Genomic DNA, 24,229 nt, shown 5'->3' on the forward strand with positions numbered 1-24,229 from the left:
CGCCCAAGGCCGCCAGGCGGCCCGTCAGGGCAGCCGCGGGCGCGGGAGCCCCCCTTCTGCCTGGCTGGCCAACTGGCGCCGGTCAACTGGTGCTGGTCAACTCCCGCCGGAAAGATCCTTGAGGATCGGGCAATCCGGACGGCTGTCGCCTGCACAGCCTTTGACCAACTCTCTCAATGTGCCGCGCATCGCCTGCAGATCGGTGATCTTCTCCTCGATCTTTGCCAGATGCTCCAGCGCCAGTTGCTTCACATCGGCGCTGGCGCGGGTTTCGTCCTCGTAAAGCGCCATCAGGGTCCGGCAGTCCTCGATGGTGAAGCCCAGCGCCCGGGCGCGGCCCAAAAAGGCCAGCTTATGCAGATCAGTCCCGGCAAAGCAGCGATAGCCATTGGCGCTGCGATGCGGTTTGATCAGCCCGATGTCCTCATAATAGCGGATGGTCTTGGCTGGCAGGCCGGAGCGGCGGGATACATCTCCGATATTCATGCGCGCACCTCCTGCTTGCCGGCCGCAAGGACCGCCGGCCCGGCCTGTCCTTCATCCAGGGCCGGTTTCAGGCGGCGCAAGCGCAGGGCATTGGACAGGACAAACACGCTCGACAGTGCCATTGCGCCTGCCGCAAGTGCCGGCGACAAAAGAGGCCCCCCAAGAGGGTACAGAACCCCAGCCGCCACCGGCACCAGCAGCACGTTATAGCCAAAAGCCCAGCCCAGGTTCTGGCGGATGTTGCGCATGGTGGCGCGGCTGACGGTCAGCGCGTTCACCACCCCGCGCAGATCACCCGAGACCAGCACCACATCCGCCGCCTCGATCGCCACATCGGTGCCGGTGCCGATGGCAATTCCAGCATCCGCCGCCGCCAGCGCCGGGGCGTCGTTTATGCCGTCGCCCACAAATGCCAGCGCGCCATGCTCTGCCTGCAGCTCCTGGATCGCGGCAACCTTATCAGCAGGCAGGCATTCGGCCTTCACTGCATCAATACCCAGCCGCGCGGCAATCGCCCGCGCCGTCGCCAAAGCATCACCGGTGATCATTGCCACCTTCAATCCTTGGTCATGAAAGGCTTTGATCGCCGCCGGGGTACCCGGCTTGATCGGATCCGCCACCGCAATCACCGCCGCCGCCTGGCCGTCAACGGCGGCGAAAAGCGGGGTTTCGCCGCGCTCTGCCAGTTTCAGCCCCTCCGCCTCCAGCGCGCCTAGCACAATGCCTTCGCGCGCCATCAGCCGGGCGGCGCCGGCCAGCACCACGCGCCCCTCGACCTCTGCGCACAGGCCATAGCCCGGGATAGCCTTGAAAGCGTCCGCCTTGGGCAGCCCCTTGCCCGCCGCTGCCGTGATAGCGCGGGCGATGGGGTGTTCCGACTGCGCCTCAGCGGCACCGGTCAGGCGCAGCACCTCGTCGCGGGTGAATCCTTCGGCGCAGATCAATTCGGTCAGCACCGGCCGGCCCTCAGTCAAAGTGCCGGTCTTGTCGAGCGCCACCACGCGTGCTTCCTGCAAGTGCTGCAGCGCATCGCCCTTGCGGAACAGAACCCCCATCTGCGCCGCGCGGCCGATGCCGACCATGATAGAGGTCGGCGTCGCCAGCCCCATGGCGCAGGGACAGGCGATAATCAGCACCGAAACACCGGCCACCAGGGCCAGCGGCAGGGCCGGCGCAGGGCCGAACAGAGACCACACCAGCACGGTCAGCGCCGCAACCGCGATCACTGCGGGTACAAACCACAGTGTGATACGGTCGACCAGCCCTTGCACCGGCAGCTTGGCACCCTGCGCCTGCTCGACCATACGGATGATCTGCGCCAGTACCGTGTCGCGGCCAACTCGGGTGGCCCGGAATTCCAGCGCAGAATTGCCGTTGATGGTGCCCGCCGTCACTTCATCACCGCGGGACTTGGCGACGGGAACCGGCTCGCCGCTGATCATGCTTTCGTCGATGTAGGAGCTGCCGGAGGTGATCTCGCCATCCACCGCGATGCGCTCTCCCGGACGGACCCGGATCAGGTCGCCTGGGCCGATTTCTTCCACCGGAGTTTCAATTGCATCCCCGCCCGAGACCACCATGGCGGTTTTCGGCTGCAGCCCGGCCAGCTTGCGGATCGCGGCGCCGGTGCGGCCCTTGGCGCGGGCCTCCAGGAAGCGGCCCGTGAGAATAAGGGCGACGATCACCACCGCCGCCTCGTAATAGACATTGGCGGTGCCCGCGGGCAGAAGCCTGGGCGCGAAGGTGGAAATCACCGAGAACCCATAGGCCGCGGAGGTCCCCAGCGCCACCAGCGCGTTCATGTCGGGAGCGCCGCGGAGCAAGGCCGGAAAACCCTTAGCATAGAACTGCCGGCCCGGCCCGGCCAGCACCGCGGTAGCCAGGGCGAATTGCAGCAAGTAGCTGTTATGCGTGCCTATATTTTCCATAACCCAATGATGCAGCGCCGGAACCATGTGGCCGCCCATTTCGATCAGGAACACCGGCAGTGTCAGAAGCGCGGCGATCATCACCTGCCGGCCCAGTGCGGAAATCTCATCCGCGTTGCGGCGGCCGGCCTGCTCCGCTTCATCCTCTGCCGCGCCGCTGAGACGGGCCGGATAGCCGGTATCCGACAATGTGCGGGCGAGATCGGCGGCGCGGGCCATGCCGGTTAAATAACGGATTTGTGCCGTCTCATTCGCCAGGTTCACGCTGGCCGATAGCACCCCCGGCACCGCCAGCAGCGCCCGTTCCACCCGGCCCACGCAGGACGCGCAGCTCATGCCGCTGATCACCAGGGAAGCTTGCGCCTCTGCCGCCGGATAACCCGCAGAGGTCAAGGCCGCGGTCAGATCCATCAGCGGAACCTCCGCGGCAGCCTCTACCTGGCCGGTGGCATTGGCAAGGTTGACGGAGGCGCTCTGCACGCCTTCGACCGCCGCCAAGGCGCGCTCAGCACGCCCTGCACAGCCCGCACAGCTGAGGCCGGTGATATTCAGTGAAATCCTGCTAAGTTCAGACATCGGAATCCTGCCGCTTCTGGTCCTTTGACAAGAGATATGAGGGTTCCAGCGAGGGGAAGGTCAAGACCCGGCATTCAATTTCCTTCCCATAACTGGAATCTTTCCAGCAAGCTGCTGGGAACCGGCAGTTTTTCATCACGCGGGAATGGCGCGGACCGTTGGCCGGCTGTCGCATTCAGGGCAAGGCCCGATACCCTGCTCCTGATAGTGTGCCGAGGCAAAGCTTGCGTGCGCCAGCCTGCAAATGTAACGCTGGGTCATTCCGGCCCGCGGCCTTGCTGCTGGCTACGCATTCAACCGGATCCGCTTCGCGGCGGCCCGGCCCCGCAGAATTTGGACGAAGGACCAGTCACATGATCAAGACCCGCGCCGCCGTTGCGGTTGCCCCCGGCAAACCGCTGGAAATCATGGAAGTGAACCTCGAAGGCCCGAAAGCGGGCGAGGTTCTGGTGGAAATCAAGGCAACCGGCCTGTGCCACACCGACGAATTCACCCGTTCGGGCGATGACCCCGAAGGCATTTTCCCGGCGATCCTGGGCCATGAGGGCGCAGGCGTCGTGGTTGAGGTCGGCGAAGGCGTGACTAGCTTGAAGCCGGGCGATCATGTCATCCCGCTTTACACCCCGGAATGCCGCGAGTGCGAATACTGCCTCAACCCCAAAACCAACCTGTGTCAATCGATCCGCTCGACCCAAGGCGCGGGCCTGCTGCCGGACGGCACCACCCGGTTCTCGATGCTGGATGGCACGCCGATCCACCATTACATGGGCTGCTCGACCTTCGCCAACCACACCGTGGTGCCGGAAATCGCGCTGGCGAAAATCCGTGAGGACGCACCGTTCGACAAGGTCTGCTACATCGGCTGCGGCGTCACCACCGGCATTGGCGCGGTGATCAACACCGCCAAGGTGGAAATCGGCTCCCGCGCGGTAGTCTTCGGCCTCGGCGGTATCGGCCTCAACGTGATCCAGGGCCTGCGGATGGCCGGCGCCGACCAGATCGTCGGTGTCGACCTGAACCCGGGCAAAGTAGAGATGGCTGAGAAATTCGGCATGACCCATTTCGTGAACCCGGCCGAGGTCGAAGGCGATCTGGTGGCGCATCTGGTCGAGGTAACTGGCGGCGGCGCGGACTATACCTTTGACGCGACCGGCAACGTCAACGTCATGCGCACCGCATTGGAAGCGGCGCATAAAGGCTGGGGGGAATCGATCATCATCGGTGTGGCGCCCGCCGGTGCCGAGATTTCTACCCGGCCGTTCCAGCTTGTCACCGGCCGGTCCTGGCGCGGCACCGCCTTCGGTGGCGCCTCGGGCCGTACTGACGTACCCAAGATCGTGGACTGGTACATGGACGGAAAGATCGAAATCGATCCGATGATCACCCATAAGCTGACGCTGGATCAGATCAACGAAGGCTTCGAGCTGATGCACGAAGGCAAATCCATCCGCGCCGTAGTGGAATTCTAAGCCCTATCCAGTTCGCAAACAGCAAAACGCAGGCCCTGGGGCCTGCGTTTTCGTTTCCGCGGCAAGGCTGAAAAGCTACCGCCAAAAGCCGGATCCGGCCCTGTGGAGAGCGTCAGTTTTCGAAGGCGGTCTCCACCGCGTCCAAGCTGACATCATACCCCCAAAGACGGCGCAAGTGCTTCAGCACCTCTTCCTGATCCTCCTCATCCAAATGAATGCCATCCCGCACAGTATGGGTCAGCTTCAATTCCCGGTCACCGCGCAGATCCGCGTCTGTCACCTGAATATCAGGTTCCAAGTAAGCCAGATCATACTGCTTTGCCAAATCGCGGCGGATCGCCTTGTATCCCGCGCGGTTATGAATCTGGCTCACCACCAGGTTGGGCAGGTCGGCGTCGTTGGTCAGCGTGAACAGCTTGAACTTACGGATCAGATGCGGCGACAGGAACTGCTGGATAAAGCTCTCATCGCGGTAATTCGCCCATGCATCGCGCATCACTTTCCGCCAGTCGGGATCACCGGCGAAATCGGGGAACCATTCGCGGTCCTCATCAGTCGGGTCCTGACAGATCCGGCGGATGTCCTGCATCATCGCAAACCCCAGCGCATAAGGATTAAGACCGGAGAAACGCGGATCGTCAAATTCCGGCTGCAGCACCACATTGGTGTGGCTGTGCATAATCTCCATAAAGGCGCCTTCGGTGATTTGGCCCTGCTCATAAAGTTTATTAATGATGTAGTAGTGCACGAAGGTCGCGCAGCCCTCGTTCATCACTTTGGTCTGTTTCTGCGGGTAAAAATACTGCGCCAGCATCCGCACGATGCGCAGCAGCTCACACTGCCAGGCCTCCAGCACCGGGCTGTGCTTTTCCAGGAAATAAAGCACGTTCTCCTGCGGCAGATTCATCTGCTTGCGGCGCGCACTGAAATCAGCATCCTCGACCAGTTCCAGCTTGTCGCGGCCCAGGGTCGTGTCGGTCCAGATATCCAGCACGCTTTGGCTGCTTTCATACCCTTCGCGCACCTTTTGCATCGCCACCAGCTCTTCGGCGGTCGGCTTGGGCGGGCGTCCGTAGCGGAACACGCCTTGGGATTGCAGCGCATGGGCCGCGTCCAGAATCTCTTCGACCGCACAAGGGCCATACCGTTCCTCGCAAGCGGCGATGTAATTCTTGGCAAAGGCCAAGTAGTCATGAATACCAGCGGCATCTGTCCACTGCTGAAACAAATAATTGTTCTTGAAGAAATGGTTATGCCCGAATGCCGCATGCGCCATCACCAGCGTCTGCATCGCCATGGTGTTTTCTTCCATGTTGTAGCTGATGCAGGGGTTCGAATTGATGACGATTTCATAGGCCAGACCCTGGCGGCCAGTGCGGTACAGCGCCTCGTCGCGGGCGAAATGCTTGCCGAATGACCAATGCTGATACATCAGCGGCAGGCCGACACAGGAGTATGCATCCAGCATCTGCTCAGCCGAAATGATTTCGATCTGATTGGGATAAACATCCAGCCCAAGGTCGCCCAGCGCGATCTCCTCGATCGCGTCGCGCGCTGTTTCCATCAATTCAAAGGTCCATTCCGGCCCGTCGAACAGCGGCTTGCGCGCCTTTTCAGCTGCCTGCATACTGCGCCCCTTTTACCTTGGGGAGGAAGAACTCCCGGAAAATCGGATAGATGTGGCCGGGTTGCGAGACACGCTGCATTTCAAAATGCTGCGCCTGGCCCTTCACGTCACGGTAGTTCTGCCACAGGTCTTCGCCTGCTTCGGGATTGTTCAGCAGCATTTCCGCCGCCTCATCGACGATTTCCACATAGGCATAAAACTGGCTGACCGGCAGCAGGTCGTTCAGCAGCAGATTTTTGCAGCGCACCGAGTCATTGCCGAAATTCTCGCCATCCGAGGCCTGCGCGCCGTAGATGTTCCACTCATCCGGCGGGTAGCGCTCCTCAATGATCTCCTTCATTTTCTCCAGCGCGGTGGACACAATGGTGCCGCCGGTTTCCCGGGCATAGAAGAAGGTTTCCTCGTCGACTTCCTGAGCGTGGTGAGTGTGACGCACAAACACCAGCTCGGTGTGCTCATAGCAGCGTTCCAGGAACAGGTGCAGCAGCAGGAAGAACCGTTTGGCCAGATCCTTTTCCCTTTCCTGCATGGAGCCTGAGACATCCATCAGACAGAATACCACCGCACGGGAATTGCGGATCTTTTCTGGTACAAAAGTATCATACCGCAGGTCCAGCGGGTCAATATAGCCGACGACCTTGCGCTTGCGGAGAATGCCTTCGAGTTTCTTTTGCAATTCGGCCAGAAATGCCTCTTGCGGCGGGCTGCGTTCCTCCAGCGCTTCCAGCTCGGCGATCTGCTCTTCCAAATCCCGCTGCGACTTGGTGGTCGGACGCTGCAACGCGATCCGGCGCCCCAGAGAATTGCGCATGGTGCGCACCAGATTGAGGTTGTTGGGTGTGCCCGCAGTGGTCAGGCCCGCCCGGCGGGTGCCGATGGTTTCGGTCTCCACCGTGGCCTTTTCCACCAGGTCCGGCAGCTCCAGCCCTTCAAACAGGATTTCCAGGTATTCTTCCTGCGTGAGTGTGAAGGAAAATTCGTCCGCACCATCCCCGTCCTCGGAGGCCTTGCGGCCGCCCTCGCCCGCACCGCCGTCCGGGCGTTTGATGGTGTCGCCGACAACAAAATCCTTGTTGCCGGGCAGAACATGACGGCGCATGCCGCCCTTGGAAGAGTGAAAGAACCGCGGCTCCTTCAGCCCTCTGGTCGGGATAGTGACCTTTTCGCCTTCGTCCGGGACACCGCTTCCGCTTTGGATCGATTTCCCCCGGACCGACTGATCGACGCGTTCTTTAATGTTCTCCCGGGCCCGCCGCAGGAACCGCTGGCGGTTCCCGAGGCTCTTGCCCTTCGGATTGGCGCGCCTGTCGATGAAATGATGCATATGCCACAGCGCTCCTCTTTAGCCCGCCTTGTTAACGCGCATGTACCATTCGACCAGACGCCGCACTTGGCGGTCGGTATAGCCATGGCTGCGCATACGCTCGACGAACTCCTGATGTTTGCCTTCGGTCTTGCTGTCCTTCTTGCTGCCGAAACTGATCACCGGAAGCAGCTCCTCGACCTGGCTGAACATGTGTTTTTCAATCACATCGCGCAGCTTTTCATAGGAGTTCCAGGCCGGGTTTCTGCCAGTGTTTGCGCGATGGCGCAGGGCAAATTTCACGACCTCATTGCGGAAGTCCTTGGGATTGGCGATGCCAACCGGCTTTTCGATCTTTGAAAGCTCCGCATCCAGCACTTCGCGGTTATAGAGCTGACCGGTATCAGGATCCTTGTAATCCTGCTCTTCGATCCAGGCATCAGCGTAGGAGATATAGCGGTCAAAGACGTTCTGGCCGTACTCCGTATAGCTTTCGAGGTACGCCTTCTGAATTTCGTTGCCGATGAACTCTTCATAACGCGGCGCCAGTTCCGTCTTGATGAACTCAAGGTACTTCTGCTCGGTCTCCTGCGGAAACTGCTCGCGCTTGATCATCTGCTCCAGCACATACATCAGATGCACCGGATCCGCTGCCACTTCGTCCGTGTCGAAGTTGAAAGTAGTGGACAGCACCTTGAAGGCGAAGCGGGTTGAGATGCCGTTCATCCCTTCGTCCACGCCGGCGCGGTCCTGATACTCCTGCACGGTCTTGGCTTTGGGGTCGGTGTCCTTCAGGCTTTCGCCGTCATAGACCCGCATCTTGGAGTAAAGGTTTGAGTTCTCATGCGGCTTCAGGCGGGTCAGCACCGAGAAGCGGCTAAGAATCTTCAGCGTCTCCGGCGCACAGGGCGCATCCCGCAATTCGCTGAACTCGATCAGTTTTTCGTAGATTGAGGATTCATCCGAGACCCGCAGGCAATACGGCACCTTGACGATAGACACCCGGTCGATGAAGGCCTCGTTGTTCTTGTTATTCTTGAACGACTGCCATTCGCTCTCGTTGGAGTGCGCCAGGATCAGGCCGTTGAAGGGGATCGCACCAAAGCTTTCGGTGCCCATATAGTTGCCTTCCTGTGTCGCCGTCAGCAGCGGGTGCAGCATCTTGATCGGCGCCTTGAACATCTCGACAAATTCCAGAACACCCTGGCTCGCCCGGTTCAACCCGCCGGAGAAGCTGTAGGCATCCGGGTTGTCCTGGCTGAAATGCTCCAGCTGGCGGATATCAACCTTGCCAACCAAGGTGGAGATGTCCTGATTGTTCTCATCACCCGGCTCCACTTTGGCCACGCAGATGCGGCGCAGGCGGGAAGGGTACATGCGAACAACAGAAAACTTGTTTATATCGCCTTCAAATTCATCCAGCCGCTGGACAGCCCAAGGCGACATCAGCCCCGGCAGCCGGTGCTGGACAATGCCGTATTCCTCTTCCAGAACCTTGCCCATGCGGACAGGATCAAACAGGCCCAGCGGACTTTCGAAAATCGGCGAGATCTGATCACCGGCTTTCAGCACATAGATCGGCTGTTCTTCGACCAGGCGTTTCAGCCGCTCCGCCAGAGACGATTTGCCGCCGCCGACCGGGCCCAAGAGATAAAGGATCTGCTTTCGCTCTTCCAGGCCTTGCGCGGCGTGGCGGAAATAGCCGACGATCCGTTCGATGGTGTCTTCCATGCCGTAGAAGTCGTGGAAAGCGCTGTAGCGCTTGATTGTCCGGTTCTGAAAGATCGGCCCGAGCCGCGCGTCCTTGGACGTGTCTACCAGTTCCTCTTCGCCAATTGCCTTCAACATCCTCTCGGCGACGTTGGCGTACATGCTTGGATCGTCGCGGCAGGCGTTCAAATAATCCTGCAGCGGCATCTCCTGCTCGCGGGTTTCGCCGTACTGCTCTGCAAAAAGTTCGGCAATGTCTTTCATCTTGAATCAAGCCTCCTGGTTATCTGGCGCCGTTCCTCCTGGCGTTTTAGCTCGCGAACAGACAGACTGCGCCCGGTACGTGGGCATGGATGTCCGCGTTAGTGTTGAGTTCTGATTTCTGCTCGGCGCCGTTTCTGGCGTTCTACGTCCGGCTGGCCGCTCTTTGCGGCGGCCTGCGCCCGGATACCAGGCTGGCGGCGTGTTGCTTACTCTCAAGCTTACACCAATTACGTACTTCTTACTATCTGAAAGTGGTGTACTTTTAATTAATTGCCAGAAACTTTTGCGGGAAATTTTCATCACATCGCGGCGATCACTGTTGTTGCGGCCGCCTTACGCGCCGCGGCAAATCAAGAGCCTCCAGCCGCGCGTCCACTGTTGATCAGAGGGATGCAGGGGGCTTTCCCCTTCTGCTTCTGAAGTCCAGGCAACAGGGTTAGCAGTGCATACGGCAAGGTAAGACGGCCAATTCTCCCGCGCCAGCCATACGCCCGCCCCATATCACGGCTGCGTGAAAAACCTTAGAAATTCTGCGGCACTCAGGACACGGTTGCCGCCCAAACTGCATGAATCCCGTCCCTGATGCACTGGACAGGACAATAAAAATCATCACAGTATGGCCTCAAAATGGCCGCAAAAGACGGCCGATGGGCAAACGTACAGGCAACGGAACGACGCGGCACCCGCCAGATTACGGCGGCGCAGCGCACAGATGAGTGGTATTACAATGAGCACGGTCGCATTTATTACCCGCGATATGGCGGGCACTACACAGCATGGGAACTTTTCCGAAGGCACCCCGGCACGTATTGACGCCGCCCATGCCAAGGATATCTCGCTGAACCTCAGCCCTGCGGATGTCGAAAGCTATTCCCGCCAGGGCGGCAACCTGCACATCGCCTTGGCCGATGGCCAGGAACTGGTGATTGAGAACTACTATTCCTACGGCTCATCCGGCGGGAAGAACCTGTTCCTCAGCCAGGACGGCGAATTCACCGAAGTTGTCCTGGAAGACAAATCCAGCGGCATGCTCTTTGCCACATACGAGCCGCTGGATCTGACCGGAAAGTGGAGCGCCTACGATGAGATGGTGTTCCTGGACGTTGACCGTATCGAACCGGTGGTTGCACCGCTGGCCGCGCCGCTGTTCGGCGGGCTGGGTGCGGCCGGGGCCGCGGCGGGCGTCGTTGGTGCGGCTGTAATTGCCGGCGGAGGCGGCGGTGACGGCGGCGAAGGGACAGGTGGCATTGTGCCAACGGTCGACAACCCCGATGCCAGCTACCCGGTTTCTGACTCCACCACCGAACCGGTGGTTATCACCGGCACCGGTGCGCCTGGATCCGATGTGACTGTCACTGTCGGCACCTCCACAGCCACCACAACCGTTGATGACGACGGCAATTGGAGCGTCAGCTTCCCGGTCGATGATCTGCCGGAGGACGGCAATTATGACACAACTGTGCATGTGGTTGACCCGAACGGGACTGAGTTCGATCTGGATGGCCCCGCTGTCGTAATCGACACGGTTGCCACTGTCGGCCTCGACGAGGGCCAGGCAGGCGGCGACGACATGATCAATGCCGCCGAAGCAGCTGATGGCGTTACCCTGACCGGAACCGCCGAAGCGGGCGCCACAGTGGAAGTCACTTTTCAGGGTGTGACCCGGACGGTTACCGCAACCGAAAGCGGGACTTGGAGCGCTGACTTCGCAGCTTCGGAAATTGCCTCCGGGGAATACGACTCAGAAGTCAGCGTCACCGCGACCGATGCTTTCGGCAATACGGACAGCGTCACCGGCACAATCCGCGTAGACACGACCACGGCTGTGGAAATCGACAATGGCCAAGCGGGCGGCGATGACATTGTCAGCAACGCCGAAGCTACCGCTGGTCTGACATTGACCGGAACCGGCGAGGCCGGCGCAAGTGTCAGCGTCACCGTTGAGGGCGTGACCCGCACCGCGACCGTGGATGCAGACGGCAACTGGGCCGCAGAATTCGAAGCCGGCTCCCTGCCTGCCGGTGAATACGACACCACTGTCAGCGTGACCTCCACCGACGAAGCCGGCAACACGGCAACCGCCACGGCGGATCTGCATGTGGACACTGTGGTCGATCCCCTCACCCTGAATTCCGGCAGCATCGAAGGCGACAATATCGTCAACGAGACCGAACGCAGCGACGGGGTGACCCTGACCGGCACGGTTGAGCCGGGCTCGACGGTTGTTGTGCAACTGGGTGATGCAACCGAAACTGCCACAGTTGATGCCGATGGCAATTGGAGCGCATCCTTTGCTGCCGCTGACATTGCCGAGGGCAGCTACGATGCAGCAGTGGTGGTGTCCGCCACGGACGCCGTGGGCAATACGTCGGAAATCACTGACACTCTGGCCATCGACACCGAGGTGGTGCCATTCACCTCGGACAGCGTGACCGATGATGATGTGGTGAGCCTCGCGGAAAGTGCTGCGGGCCTCTCAATGTCCGGCACCGTCGAACCCGGATCGGCAGTACAAGTCACCATTCAAGGTGTAACCCGGGACGCGCTGGTGGATGCGGACGGCAACTGGACTGCCGAGTTTGAACCCGGCGACCTGCGCGAGGGCACCTATGAGGCCACAGCCGAAATCACGGCCACGGACCCGGCAGGCAACACGCAGACCCTGACCGAGGGCTTCAGCGTCGACACTGAATACGATGCCCCCAACATTGGCGATGTGATCAGCACCGGCACCAGTGTCAGCGGCGTTTTCAGCGACGATTTCGAGGCCGGCGACACAATCCATGAGCTGACCAGCACTGGCAGTGTCTCGGATGTCAGCGGCACCGAAACCGATCTTGGCAACGGCCAGACCCTGTACGACTTCGATGCAGACGTGCCGGACGGCTCGCATCTTGTTGTGAACCGGGTGGATGACGCTGGCAACAGCTCTGGCACAATGGTGGTGCTCGAAGACGGCGCCGGCGCATCTGTGCTGGATCATTCGGGCCTCTCGCAGTTCAACATCGACGAGCTGAACCTGGTTCATGCCGACGCCGTCGATCTGACCCTGACCGAGGCCGATATCAATGCGCTGTCAGGCAATTCCGACAAGCTCACTGTGCATGGGGAAGCTGACGACACGCTCACCATAACCGGGGCAACCGCCGCGGGAACCGAGACTGTCGATGGCGAGACGTACAATGTCTATACAATCGGCGATGACGGCACCACGCTGTCCGTGGATGAAGACGTCAACGTTGTGATCTGATCTATCGGCCCGGCAGTCATTTCTGCCGGGCCCAATACATCAAAAGCCTAAAACAAAAGGGCATATGGCAGGATGCAACCGGGACGCTTTTTTTGCGCCATCGCAGTGACGTGCAGCCTGTCGGCTTGCGCCCATACGCTGCCGTTCGGCGGCGGAGAAAGCGCAGAAACCGCGCCGCGCAGCAATTTCGCACAATCCGGCGAGGCCTCCTCCGAGGTGATCCACAAGCTGATGGAGCGCCGCTCCTTGCTGGCGCAGGACAGCGCCTATGGGCAAGTGGCCGAGGCCGCAATTGCCGCCTCTTCCCGCGCTGCCGAAGCAGAGCTGATCGGCGCCAAGCTGCGCGCCGAGGCGGCCTCAAAGAACTGGCTGCCAACCCTTGGCCCATCCGTCAGCCTGACCGATCTGGGGGATTTGGTGGCCGGCCTGCTGATTGAGCAGGTCCTGTTTGACAATGGCCGCCGCAAGGCCGAACGCGCCTTTGCCGCCGCCGATGTCGAAGTGGCCGCCGTCAGCCTGTCCGAGGACATGAACAGCCGCGTCGAAACCGCTGTCGGGCTGTATGCAGCGGCATTGCGCGGCGATGAAAAGGCCGCCTATGGCAACCGCGCCCTGCGCCGGATGCAGGAATTCCGCCGCATCGTGCAGGGCCGTGTCGATGGCGGCGTGTCGGACCGCGCCGACCTCAATGTGGTGGACAGCAAGATCAGCGGCATCCGTACGACCACAGCCACCGCCCATGACGCCGCCGCCACCGCACGCGCGGAACTGCAGGCGATGACCGGCCAGTCCTTTGCGCAGAAACCCTCGCATCTGGGCATAGCCACGCCGCCGGAGCAGGTGCAGTTCCTGGCCGTGCTGAAGGCCAGCGCCGAAGCGGACCGCACCATTGCCCAGGCCAAGTCCGGCCGCGCCGGGCTGCTGCCGCAGATCGCGGCATCGGGCAATGTGACCTCCGACGGATCCGGTGCCGGGCTGACGCTGGGCGTTGGCCAGCCGCTGGGATTGGGCACACCCGCCGCCATTCAAGCGCTGGAGGCCACCAAGGAGGCCGCCACCCGCCAGATTGGCGAGACCGAAGAGATTGCCCGCCGCACGTACAGCCGCCAGGTCCAGCAAATTGCATCCTACCAGCGCCAGGAGGGCGAGACCGCCGCGCTGGTGCGCCGCAGCCGCGAGACCTACGGCCTGTTCCAGAAGCAGTTCGAAGCGGGCCAGCGCCCGGTGATGGAGGTGATCCAGGTCTACGAAGAGCTGGTGCGCCGTGAACAGGCCTATATCGACGCGAAATATGAGGCGGTGCTGATTCAGCTGCAGCTGGCACGCGACCTGGGGCTGCTGGCCGATGGGGACAAGATTTGACCGACACGACCCAAAATCCGCCCCGCCCGCTGTCCGCTGCCGGCAAAAAGCCGGTGCTGCGGGCGGTGCCTGTATCCGGAACCGGAGCACCGGAGGCGATGCAGCCGGCCAACACGCCCGCCTCTGCGCCCGTCCCCGTTCCGGACGCCAATCCGCTGCCAAAAGCCCCGCCGCAGGACACCCAGCCTGAAGTCGGCTCGCTGCTGGAGGGCGCAGCAACCCGAATTCAGCACCGCGCCAGCCTGATTGCCACCCTGGCCGCTCTGAAGGGCAGTGAAGTGCCGGTCAGCGACGTCGCCGCCTTCCTGTGGAGTGAAACACCCGGCGACCTGTCGCTGCATTCACTGGCCAAGGCGCTGCACACGACCGGGTTGCAGCCGAAGATCCTGGAAAAGCAAACCTTGAACCCGGCCCTCTGGCCTGCGCTTGCGGTCATGTCCGGCGGCCAATGCGTGCTGGTGCTGAGCCAGACCGAAGAAACACTCACCATCTACGACACCGCCTGCGCGGACAACCGCACCGAAGTGCCGCTGGGTGAATTCGGCCCCTATTTCACCGGCACCGTGCTTTCGGCCCGCCCCTCGCTGAAGCAGATGGCGGCAAAACACACGCCGCAGATCGACCCCGGCCATTGGTTCTGGAGCGAGTTCCCGAAATACCGCCGCCAGGTGGGCGAGATCATGCTGGGATCGCTGGTCGCCAACATCCTGGCGGTTTCGGTCGCGCTGTTCTCGCTTCAGGTCTACGACCGCGTAGTGCCGCATCAGTCGCAAGCCACACTGTGGGTGCTTGCAGTCGGTGCCTTTCTGGCAATTGCGCTGGAGGCGATGCTGAAGCTGGCCCGTGCCCGGCTGACCGATGCCGCCGGCCGCCAGATCGAGCTGTCGGTGCAGCACAACCTGATGCGCCGCCTGATCGGCATGCGCTCGGACAAGAAGCCGCTGCCGCCGTCCGGCCTGTTTGCCGCGATGCGCGATTTCGGCTCGGTGCGGGAGTTCTTTACCTCCTCCACCATCTCCACCCTGGCCGATATCCCGTTTATCGCGGTCTTCCTGCTGCTGGTTGCCTCCATCGCTGGGCCGGTGGTCTGGGTGATTGTCGCGGGCGGCGTTCTGATGCTGCTGCCTGCCTATTTCATGCAGAAGAAGATGATCGCCCTGACCCGCCAGACCCAGGGCGCCAATGCCAAGGCCGGGCGGCTGCTGCATGAGGTGGTAACGGAACTCGACACCGTCAAAACCCAGCGCGGCGAGGAGCGGGTGCTGCGGCTGTGGGATGAGCTGAACACGCTGTCCTCCCATTCCGCGACCGAGCAGCGCAAACTGTCCAGCGCCCTCACCTACTGGTCGCAAGGGGTGCAGCAGGCGACCTATATCACCGCTGTGGTGCTGGGCACCCTGCTGGTTTTCGCCGGCGAATTCACCGTCGGCACCATTATCGCCACCGGCATCCTGACCAGCCGCACCTTGGCGCCGCTGACGCAGTTTGCCGGCACTTTGGCGCGCTGGAGCAACGTCAAGGCCGCACTCGAAGGGCTGGATGCGATTGCACAGGCGCCGCAGGAGAAGGAGAAGGAACGCACCTACCTGCGCCGTCAGAAAATCGAGGGCCGGTTCGACCTGCGCGAGATCCTGTTCCGCTATGAGGACGACGCCGCACCGACGCTGGATGTGCAGGCGGTGGCAGTCACCCCTGGTCAGCGGGTTGCCGTTCTGGGTGTCAATGGTTCAGGCAAATCCACCCTGCTCAAACTGCTGTCGGGGCTTTATGCGCCCGATCATGGCCGGATCCTGCTGGATGGCACTGACATGGCGCAGATCGACCCGCGCGACCTGCGCGCAAACATCGGATATCTCAGCCAGGACGTGCGCCTGTTTGCCGGCACCCTGCGCGACAACCTGAACCTTAACCAGCTGGAGCGTGATGACGACCGGCTGATGGAAGCGCTGGAATTTGCCGGCCTCGGCGCCCATGTGCGCAACCACCACAAGGGTCTGGATCTGGAAATCAGCGATGGCGGCCATGGTCTGTCGATCGGCCAGCGCCAATCCATCGGCTGGGCACAGCTTTGGCTGCAGGATCCTTCGGTGGTACTGCTGGACGAGCCCACCGCTGCGTTGGACCAAACACTGGAGCGTACCCTTGTCAGCCGCCTGGAAACCTGGCTGGACGGCCGCACCGCTGTGATCGCCACCCACCGGATGCCGATCCTGTCACTGACCAACCGCACCCTGATCCTGCAATCGGGCCGGATGGTTGTGGACGGGCCGCGGGACCAGGTCCTGGCCCATCTGGCCGCTGGAGAGGGCAAATGACCATGTCTTTGCACGACCCCTACGGCAACGCCGAGACTCCGCGCAGTGCCAGCCGCATCATCTATCTGGTGCTTGCCGCCTTGCTCACCTTCCTGATCTGGGCGGCTTTTGCCTCAATTGACGAAATTGTCCGCGGCGAAGGCCAGGTGGTGTCCTCATCGCGCGCCCAGATCGTTCAGAACCTCGAAGGCGGCATCCTGGCTGAACTCCAGGTGCGCCAGGGCGACATCGTCACCGCAGGCCAGGTGCTGGCCAAGCTGCAGGACACCAAATTCCGCGCCGCGGCTGATGAGCTGCAAAACCAGATCGATGCGCTGGAAATCAAACGCTACCGGCTGGAGGCGCAAATGAAGGGCGCCTTTGAATTTGCCGTGCCGGAGATGCTGGCGCAGCGGTCCCCCGGCATCCTGTCCTCTGAACGCGGACTGCTGACTGCCCGCCAGACCGATTTCACCAGCCGCCGTGACAGCGCCAAGCAGATCCTCGACCAGCAAAATGCCGAGCTGGCCAATATGGAGCGGCTCTACAAGCAGAAGATCGTGGCCTTGATCGAAGTGAACAAGGCCCGCAAACTGTCCACCGACGCCCGCGCTAAATACAACGAGATCGGCACCCAGGCAGAGCTGGAACAGGCCGAGGAATACTCCCGGACATTGCGCGAGCTGACCACCCTGCGCCAGGAACAGCGGCTGGCGGTGGATCAGCTGAACCGCACCATCATCACCTCGCCGATGGCCGGTATCGTCAACAGCCTGTCCGTCACCACGATCGGCGGTGTGATCCGTCCCGGCGAAGAAATTCTGGAGATCATCCCGCTGGGCGAAGAGCTGTTTGTCGAGGCCCGCATCAAGCCTGAAAATATCGCCAGTGTGCAGCCTGGCCAGGACGCCACGATCAAGCTTTCAGCCTATGATTACACCATCTACGGCTCCCTGCGCGGCAAGGTGGATTTCGTTTCCGCCGACACTTTCGAAGACGAACGCAATCCGCGCGCCGAACCTTATTACCGGGTAACCGTCCGGGTCGACAAATCCGGCTTTACCGAACGCCAGCAAACCATCGAAATCCGCCCGGGAATGCGGGCAACAGCGGAACTGCAGACCGGCGCCAAGACCGTGCTGCAGTATCTGCTGAAACCGCTTTACAAGTCCCGCGAAGCCCTGCGCGAGCCTTGATGCCAAGGAAAACGCCTGCCCCCAGAACGGCGGCAGGCAGAAAGCGGTCCTGTCTCTGAATGGGGTCCTTAGCCCGCCCGCCGCATCAGATCCCGCAGCGTTGAATCCAGCGCCGTTCCAATCGACACCCGGCGGTTGCCCATAGCGGCCTTGGCCGAGATGACCGAAACCAGCCGCGGCGGCAATCCCGGGCGCATTTCCAGCACCGGCGAGCCTGAAGCACCGAAATCCACCAGGCAGGACATTACCAAGGTCCGGCTCTGCCGCGCCAGGACGCTGCAGGACCGCTCCAGATTTGGCCGGGTCGCATGCCTGCGGGTATAGGACAGAACCCCCAGGATATCCCCCCGCGCCGCGCCGCTGGACATTGTCAGCGGCTGAACCTGGCTGCCGCTGATCGGCCGGTCAAGTTTCAGCACCGCCAGATCGCTGCCGATCTGATGGGTGCCTGCAGGCCGGTACCGGTACTGCGGATGCATCACCGCTTTCACCACTTGCCGCAGGGCCACGGCCTGCCGCCCGGACAGACCCGCTTCGAACCGGATCGTGGACGGGTCAACCCGCGCCCCCGTCCTGGGATCGAACAGGCAATGCGCCGCTGTCAGCACCAAGTCCGGTGCAACCAGCGCCCCGGTGCACATGTTTTTGTTGGAGATGTTCAGCCGTCCCACGGCTTCCCATCCTTCCATTGATCTGACGTTGGACCGCGAATCATCCGCAGCCACGCCATCGGGCATGCCCAATGACAGGCACGCCGCAATCGCAGCAATAAGAAGTCTCATTATCCACTCCAGCTTCCCACAGACGCATCGTTATTCAGGCGTGCGGCTGGAATGAGGCCCAATGTTGCCAGGCCGAGACAGATTCATGGACAGAATGTGGCAGCGTTAACAATTCCCTAACCCCCCGGTTATTGATGCTTAACCATGGCAAAAAAGCCCCCCGCAGCGCTAGGGAAAGTAAACAATTCGTTAATATTTTTTCCAAACCATGAACAAACAAAGAGAATTCCGCAGCCGTTCACCGGCTTGAGCCCCCTGGATCTGGACTGCACCCCCCCGAATCGAGGCTCCCGATTTTCTGATACGTTAACGTTTTCCGTGTTTTCGAAGCAGAACGGTGCACTGGGCACATCAGCCCGCTGGCTGCGAGACCGCCCAAATGGTTAACGCGATCTGTCCGGGACCGATGCTGCCTGCCCAGCTCATTTCTGGAAATTGCAGGTGTCTTAACAGATCGAAAATCTATCTGGCGTTGTATCAGGGACAATATCAATGCTTGCATCCACTGCCCGGCGGATGCGTTCCGGAGGTCGCAAAGTTAGAAATGTTCCGTTCCTTGAAACTGGCTCACAAGCTGCCAATGCTTGTCATCGGCTCTGCACTTACCCTGACAATTGTCCTGATTGCTTTCAGCAGCAGCTACTTCCGTCGCAGTGTTGTTCACGATGCCGAAATATTCATGCAATCGATGATACAGGACCGCGAGGCGGCGCTTCAATCCTATCTCGCCTCTATCGAGGCCGCGATCCTGACAATTTCTTCAGTCCCATCAACCGCCAAGGCAATGAAAGACCTAGGCGTGACCTGGGCCACCCGGGAAGGATCCGGTCAAGAAGAGGTTCAGAACCTTTCGATGTTTGCCTCTGCCGCGTCGCCTTATGACATTCACTTCGAACGCAACCATCCAGCCTTCAAAAAGATGATGGAGCGGCTTGGGTTTTACGACATATTCCTGATCAGCCCGTCGGGCGACGTTATCTTTTCTGTCGCCAAGGAAGCCGATTACACGACGAACTTGTCTGCCGGCCCCTTCAAGGAGTCTGGTCTTGCCCATGCGTTCCAGCTGGCTGCGGCCGGGGAGAAAGACACGGTCTACTTTTCCGACATCGCATCTTATGAGCCCAGTGCTGGTGCCCCCGCGGCATTTGCTGCCACCCGTATCGTGGACAGCGGCGGGCGCTACATCGGTGTCTTTGCGCTGCAGGCCGCAATTGACGGCATCGCCGGGATCACCTCCAGCTATGCTGGGGAGCTGAACACGCTGGACGTCTACCTTGCCGGGCAAGACCTCAAGGCACGGACTCCTTCCCGGCTTGAAGACGGGCATGCTCTGCTGGAGGAATTGCCGCCTCTGCCCCATATCCAAGGTGCCTTTGCCGCAGCGCCCCTGCCGGCCGCGGACGAAGAAATCACATCTGCCGGAACATTTTACCCTTCTATTGCCAAGGCCGATGGCCGGGAAATTGCTGCGGTTTCAATGCCGGTGGCTTTCCGCAACCTCCAGTGGGCGCTGGTCGCAGAGCTTGACCGGGCCGAAATTCTGACCCCGGCAGTAACGCAACGGCGATTGATGATCCTGATATCCCTCAGCTGTGCAGCATTGGTTTCGGTGGCGGGCTGGCTGTTGGCGCGTTCAGTCACCAAGCCGATCGACCGTATTTGCACCGATATGGAAGCGGTTTCGTCAGGAAACCTGGAGACCGATGTCGAAGCGGCCCACCGGTCCGATGAGATTGGCAAAATCGGCAAGACGCTTGTCTCGATGCAATCAGACCTTAGACAGGCCCGCAGCGCCGAGGAGCATCGCAACAAACTGCAGCTGGAACAGCAAATGGTGGTCGAAAGCCTCAGCGCCGGACTGGTCAGGCTATCGGCCGGGGATTTTTCCCGCCCAATAACTGAAACGTTCCCCAAAGATCACGAGCAACTGCGCCATGACTATAATCTGACGCTCGAAACCCTGAACGAGACTGTGCAGAAAGTTGTCGAAGCTGCTGCCAGTATCCGCAGCGGCGCTGCCGAGATCAGTCAAGCGTCTGATGATCTGTCGCACCGCACCGAAAGCCAGGCTGCAACGCTGGAACAGACAGCCGCGGCGCTGGATGAGCTGACTGCGTCGGTGAAATCCGCCGCAGACGGCGCCCGCAGCGTCGAGTCCACCATGGACGAAGCGCGTTCGGAAGCTGAGACCAGCGACTCGGTTGTACAGAACGCCGTTTCCGCAATGACTGAGATCGAGCAGAGTTCGAACCACATTTCCCAGATCATTTCCGTCATCGACGACATCGCCTTCCAGACCAACTTGCTGGCCTTGAATGCAGGCGTCGAGGCCGCGCGGGCAGGCGAAGCCGGCAAGGGGTTTGCCGTGGTCGCCTCTGAAGTGCGCGCGCTGGCGCAGCGGTCTTCGGACGCGGCAATGGAGATCAAAACGCTGATCGGCGACAGTTCCAAACAGGTGAAACGCGGGGTCGATCTGGTCGGCAAGGCCGGCGAGGCGCTGCAGAGCATTGTTACGCGGGTTGCTCATATCACAGAGCTTGTCTCCGGCATTGCCGAAGGGGCTGCGGAGCAGTCGACAGGACTGCATGAGATCAACACTGGTGTTACTCAGCTGGATCAGGTGACCCAGCAAAACGCGGCAATGGTGGAACAGGCAACCGCCGCAGGTCACATGCTGAACAGTGATGCGGGCAAATTGGCAGAACTTGTGGCGCATTTCACGATCAACAGCCAATCCCGGACTGCACAGGGCATTCAGTTCCCCGTCCGGAACAGCACTTCCGCTGACAACGCTGGGGCGGAGATGGCCGCCACAGACCAGCCAGCCCCGCCTGCAGCAACAGGAACGGACGGTATCGCCAAGTGGGAGAATTTCTAACCCCAGCCGAAAGAACAGAGTACCATGAAGGCCAGCAAAGGCCTGACTTCATGTGTTCCCGCCTTTCAAATGCGGTGTGTCCGGACTTCGGACATGCCGCTTTTTGCACAAAAAACTGTAACCCGCGGGCTGGCATACCGACTGAACAAGTCTGAACAGTGCTCAATCAAACGGGCGAGGCCGTCCTTGCAAAGGCAATTCTGTCCAAACTGCCGAAAATCCTCCCCATTCCCGCTCGGCAGCAGAGCTGTTTCCAATCCGCTCACATTCCGAAACGCAAAAATTTCACAAAATGGGCTGTCACAACGCAATTTGGCGCAAAAAAATCCCAAACTCTATCCACAGCTTCGGATTTCTTTAGTCAAATTCGTCAGGGTAATTAACCTATGCGACAGTCAACGTATGGTAAGTTACCCTTATACGAGTGGACCCGGATACTCACACCCCCGGGCAAAATGTGTTTCACAAGGGGAAGATAATGAGAAATGCTAGCTATTCGGACATGACTGCCCCGCCGGCGCTGCAGCCGGTCATACTCAACATCCTGTCTGTGGATGATGATGAAATCGACAGGCTACGCTTAAGCAAACTATGCCGCAAAGCCGGGATGAAAGCTGAATTCTTTGAGGCTGCCAACCTGGAAGAAATGCGCCAGCAGCTGGAGATAGAGCAATATGATCTGGTGTTTCTGGATCATAACCTTGGCATGGACACCGGGCTTGACGCACTCAAAATTCTGCTGACGCATGAAGAGCAAGTTCAGGCCGTGCCGATAATGCTGACAAGCATGACCAACTATCAAATTGCCGTTGAAGCCATGCGGCGCGGCTGCGCCGACTACATAGTCAAAGAAGAGCTGTCCGCCGACACGCTGATCAAATCCATCGCCTCCGCGATTGAACGGCGGGCGCTTTACGGCCAGCTCAGCAGCGCGCGCGCATCTGAAAAAGAGCTCCGGCGGATATTCAAGCGCTTCATTGTCGGCTGCGGCCCAGACCTTCGGCTGCTGCTGAGCCGCACGCTTGCCGGTGTCCGAATGATCAAGACACAAGCCCGGCAGGATGACACCGTGCCTTCCGCCATTCTGTCCGACGTCTCACTTCTTGAGCGAAGCTGCAAGGATCTGGTTGTGTTCATGGATGACCTGGACAGCGTCATTTCAGACACCCGGGAAATCACTGCGAAGGCGAATCCCAGCCTGCTCCAATAACATTCCGCTTCACGGGTCTGCGCAAAAGAACCTTAGATATGTCCAAGGCGTTCATGAAACTGAAGGTCAAAGCTGTGTTCATTTTCTTTCGTGCCATCCGGGTCACTCGCCCGCGACATTCCCTTGCCGGCCACCCCGTTCCAAAATGCCGGGTTCAGAGTCTGGCTGCTATGATGCCGGGCCTCAACCAGGACGGCCCAGAGGGGCATTCTGCAGGGTGAAGTAGCCGCAGGAAACGACAATAAAGGACATGGCGACATGATTTCCAGTTCCCAAACCGCTAGCCGGCCGGCCCTGAACATTATCCTTGTCGAAGATGACGACGGTGATGCAAAAGCCCTGAACCGCGCATTCGACCGGGCCCGGATTGCCAACCCGATCAAACGGTTCGTGGACGGAGTTGAGGCTCTGGCGTTTCTGCGCGGTGAAATGCACCAAGTGCCGCCGCCCAACTTTGTTGTGTTGAGCGATATCAATATGCCCCGCAAGAACGGGATTGAGCTTCTGAAGGAAATCCGCGCTGATCCGGTGCTGCACAAGGTCCTTTTTATCGTGCTGACAACCTCTGCCGACGAACGGGATATTTCCGCCGCCTACGCCAACAATGTCGCTGGATACATTCTCAAGTCCAATGCAGGCGGCATGTTTGTCGACTTGATGGCAACCCTCGACAACTACTGGCGCATAGTAGAACTGCCCGATATCCACGTCAGAAAGGTGTCCGATGACGGTCCTCAACATTCTGGTCATTGATGATGACGCCGGTGACCGGAAACTAGCGCGCAGACTGCTGCAGCATCTGTATCCGGATGCCAATGTAGTTGAGGCCGACTGCGGAGAGGCCGCCTTGTCTCACTCCGGCCTTCCTGTGGAAGTGATCCTGCTGGACTATCTCCTGCCGGATGGCACCGGACTCGACCTGATTGCGCGGCTGACCGAAACCTGGCCGCGGGCGGTTTTGTTCATGACGACCGGTCAGGGGGATGAGGAAATCGCCAAAAGTGTCATTTTGGCCGGCGCAAGTGACTACATCCCAAAATCTGCGATCACTTCTGAAGCCCTGATGCGGATGATCAAGAACGGGCAGAAAGTTGCAGACATGCGCTGGCGGATCCAGGAACAGCAGAACGAGCTGCGCCTTTTCTCCGATGTGCTGGTACATGATATGCGGGCGCCGATCCGGGCCATAAAATTCCTTAGCGATCAGATACACGAGGATTACCAGAACGGCGATCTTGAGGAAGTGGCCCGGCAATTCGAACTGATGAAAAAATCGGTGCGTAAAACGTCTGAATTGATCGAAGGGCTGGCATCCCATATCAACCCGCACAGCAATGGCAAGCCTGCCCATGTGACCGTCGAAAGCCTCTTTGACAGCCTGCGGGCAGTCATGGCCCAGGATCTTGTGCAATCCGGCGTCCGGATACGATGGCATTCCGGCGGGCTGGCCGGCTTGTGCTTTCCGCCGGACATCGTGCAATTGCTGCAAAACCTGATCGGCAATGCGATCAAATACAGCGGTGGCAAAACCGCTGAGGTTTCCGTGACTGCGGAACGTGCCGGGTCCGGATTGATGATATCCGTTGCCGACAACGGAATCGGCGTTCCAGCGCAATACCGGGAAAAGATTTTTGAGCCGTTCAAGCGGCTGCAGCGTGGCAGTGATCAACCAGGCAGCGGTCTGGGCCTGGCGACCTGCGCCAAGATCGCCAAGCGTCACAACGGAACGATCTGGTGCGATCCAGAGGCGGACGCAGGCACCACAATCCGCTTCACAATCGACCTTGAGGCCGGACTGGCACGGGAAACGGCCTGATTGTTATATTGCTCCCTCCCACGGCAAGCAGCACTATACAAGGAAAGGCAGATCACGATTGCACCCCGCCCGGTGCCT

15 protein-coding genes are annotated in these 24,229 nt (G+C 60.3%); 9 read left to right on the forward strand and 6 right to left on the reverse strand.

The window, feature by feature from the left end:
• Window positions 1-96: 96 nt before the first annotated feature.
• A complete protein-coding gene (gene cueR, locus K3555_RS15690; RefSeq protein ID WP_260006163.1) occupies window positions 97-486 on the reverse strand; it encodes a Cu(I)-responsive transcriptional regulator in 390 nt (129 codons plus the stop codon).
• Window positions 483-2,990, reverse strand: coding sequence for a heavy metal translocating P-type ATPase (locus tag K3555_RS15695; protein ID WP_260006165.1), 2,508 nt, complete (start codon window positions 2,988-2,990; stop codon window positions 483-485). The genes cueR and K3555_RS15695 overlap by 4 nt, the downstream gene beginning before the upstream one ends.
• A gap of 353 nt (window positions 2,991-3,343) precedes the next feature.
• Between K3555_RS15695 and K3555_RS15700 the strand changes: the two genes are divergently transcribed.
• Window positions 3,344-4,459, forward strand: coding sequence for an S-(hydroxymethyl)glutathione dehydrogenase/class III alcohol dehydrogenase (locus K3555_RS15700; RefSeq protein WP_311199987.1), 1,116 nt, complete (start codon window positions 3,344-3,346; stop codon window positions 4,457-4,459).
• Between the two features lie 112 nt (window positions 4,460-4,571).
• Here K3555_RS15700 and K3555_RS15705 read toward each other — a convergent pair whose 3' ends face one another.
• Genes K3555_RS15705 through K3555_RS15715 form a run of 3 tightly spaced genes read right to left on the reverse strand, consistent with a single transcriptional unit; the run spans window position 4,572 to window position 9,363 of the window.
• A complete protein-coding gene (locus tag K3555_RS15705) occupies window positions 4,572-6,086 on the reverse strand; it encodes a SpoVR family protein (RefSeq protein WP_259997446.1) in 1,515 nt (504 codons plus the stop codon).
• Window positions 6,073-7,410, reverse strand: a complete 1,338-nt coding sequence (locus tag K3555_RS15710) for a YeaH/YhbH family protein (protein WP_259997445.1) — start codon at window positions 7,408-7,410, stop codon at window positions 6,073-6,075. Before K3555_RS15710 ends, K3555_RS15705 begins: the two co-directional genes overlap by 14 nt.
• A gap of 18 nt (window positions 7,411-7,428) precedes the next feature.
• Window positions 7,429-9,363, reverse strand: a complete 1,935-nt coding sequence (locus K3555_RS15715; protein WP_259986913.1) for a PrkA family serine protein kinase — start codon at window positions 9,361-9,363, stop codon at window positions 7,429-7,431.
• Between the two features lie 727 nt (window positions 9,364-10,090).
• Here K3555_RS15715 and K3555_RS15720 point away from each other — a divergent pair.
• The 4 genes from K3555_RS15720 (at window position 10,091) to K3555_RS15735 (ending at window position 17,465) form a co-directional block, all read left to right on the forward strand.
• A complete protein-coding gene (locus tag K3555_RS15720) occupies window positions 10,091-12,613 on the forward strand; it encodes an Ig-like domain-containing protein (RefSeq protein WP_260006167.1) in 2,523 nt (840 codons plus the stop codon).
• Window positions 12,614-12,685: 72 nt separating this feature from the next.
• Complete coding sequence (locus K3555_RS15725) at window positions 12,686-13,975, forward strand: TolC family protein (protein WP_260006169.1); 1,290 nt, start codon at window positions 12,686-12,688, stop codon at window positions 13,973-13,975.
• Window positions 13,972-16,290: an ATP-binding cassette domain-containing protein gene (locus K3555_RS15730; RefSeq protein ID WP_260006171.1), complete on the forward strand. Its 2,319-nt coding sequence runs from the start codon at window positions 13,972-13,974 to the stop codon at window positions 16,288-16,290. Before K3555_RS15725 ends, K3555_RS15730 begins: the two co-directional genes overlap by 4 nt.
• Window positions 16,287-17,465: an HlyD family type I secretion periplasmic adaptor subunit gene (locus K3555_RS15735; RefSeq protein WP_259986927.1), complete on the forward strand. Its 1,179-nt coding sequence runs from the start codon at window positions 16,287-16,289 to the stop codon at window positions 17,463-17,465. The genes K3555_RS15730 and K3555_RS15735 overlap by 4 nt, the downstream gene beginning before the upstream one ends.
• A gap of 68 nt (window positions 17,466-17,533) precedes the next feature.
• Here K3555_RS15735 and K3555_RS15740 read toward each other — a convergent pair whose 3' ends face one another.
• A complete protein-coding gene (locus K3555_RS15740) occupies window positions 17,534-18,247 on the reverse strand; it encodes a serine protease (RefSeq protein ID WP_259997440.1) in 714 nt (237 codons plus the stop codon).
• A 379-nt stretch (window positions 18,248-18,626) separates the two neighbouring features.
• On the opposite strand from K3555_RS15740, the gene K3555_RS15745 reads away from it, so the two are divergent.
• From K3555_RS15745 to K3555_RS15760, 4 genes are all read left to right on the forward strand, one after another.
• Window positions 18,627-21,125, forward strand: coding sequence for a HAMP domain-containing methyl-accepting chemotaxis protein (locus K3555_RS15745; RefSeq protein ID WP_260006173.1), 2,499 nt, complete (start codon window positions 18,627-18,629; stop codon window positions 21,123-21,125).
• A 502-nt stretch (window positions 21,126-21,627) separates the two neighbouring features.
• Window positions 21,628-22,335, forward strand: a complete 708-nt coding sequence (locus tag K3555_RS15750) for a response regulator (protein ID WP_260006174.1) — start codon at window positions 21,628-21,630, stop codon at window positions 22,333-22,335.
• 258 nt (window positions 22,336-22,593) lie between these two features.
• Window positions 22,594-23,088: a response regulator gene (locus tag K3555_RS15755; protein ID WP_129371885.1), complete on the forward strand. Its 495-nt coding sequence runs from the start codon at window positions 22,594-22,596 to the stop codon at window positions 23,086-23,088.
• Window positions 23,060-24,151 (forward strand): ATP-binding protein, encoded by a 1,092-nt coding sequence (locus K3555_RS15760; RefSeq protein ID WP_260006175.1) that lies wholly within the window; start codon window positions 23,060-23,062, stop codon window positions 24,149-24,151. The genes K3555_RS15755 and K3555_RS15760 overlap by 29 nt, the downstream gene beginning before the upstream one ends.
• Window positions 24,152-24,229 lie beyond the last annotated feature (78 nt).

Source organism: Leisingera sp. M527 (genome assembly GCF_025141525.1).
Classification (GTDB): domain Bacteria; phylum Pseudomonadota; class Alphaproteobacteria; order Rhodobacterales; family Rhodobacteraceae; genus Leisingera.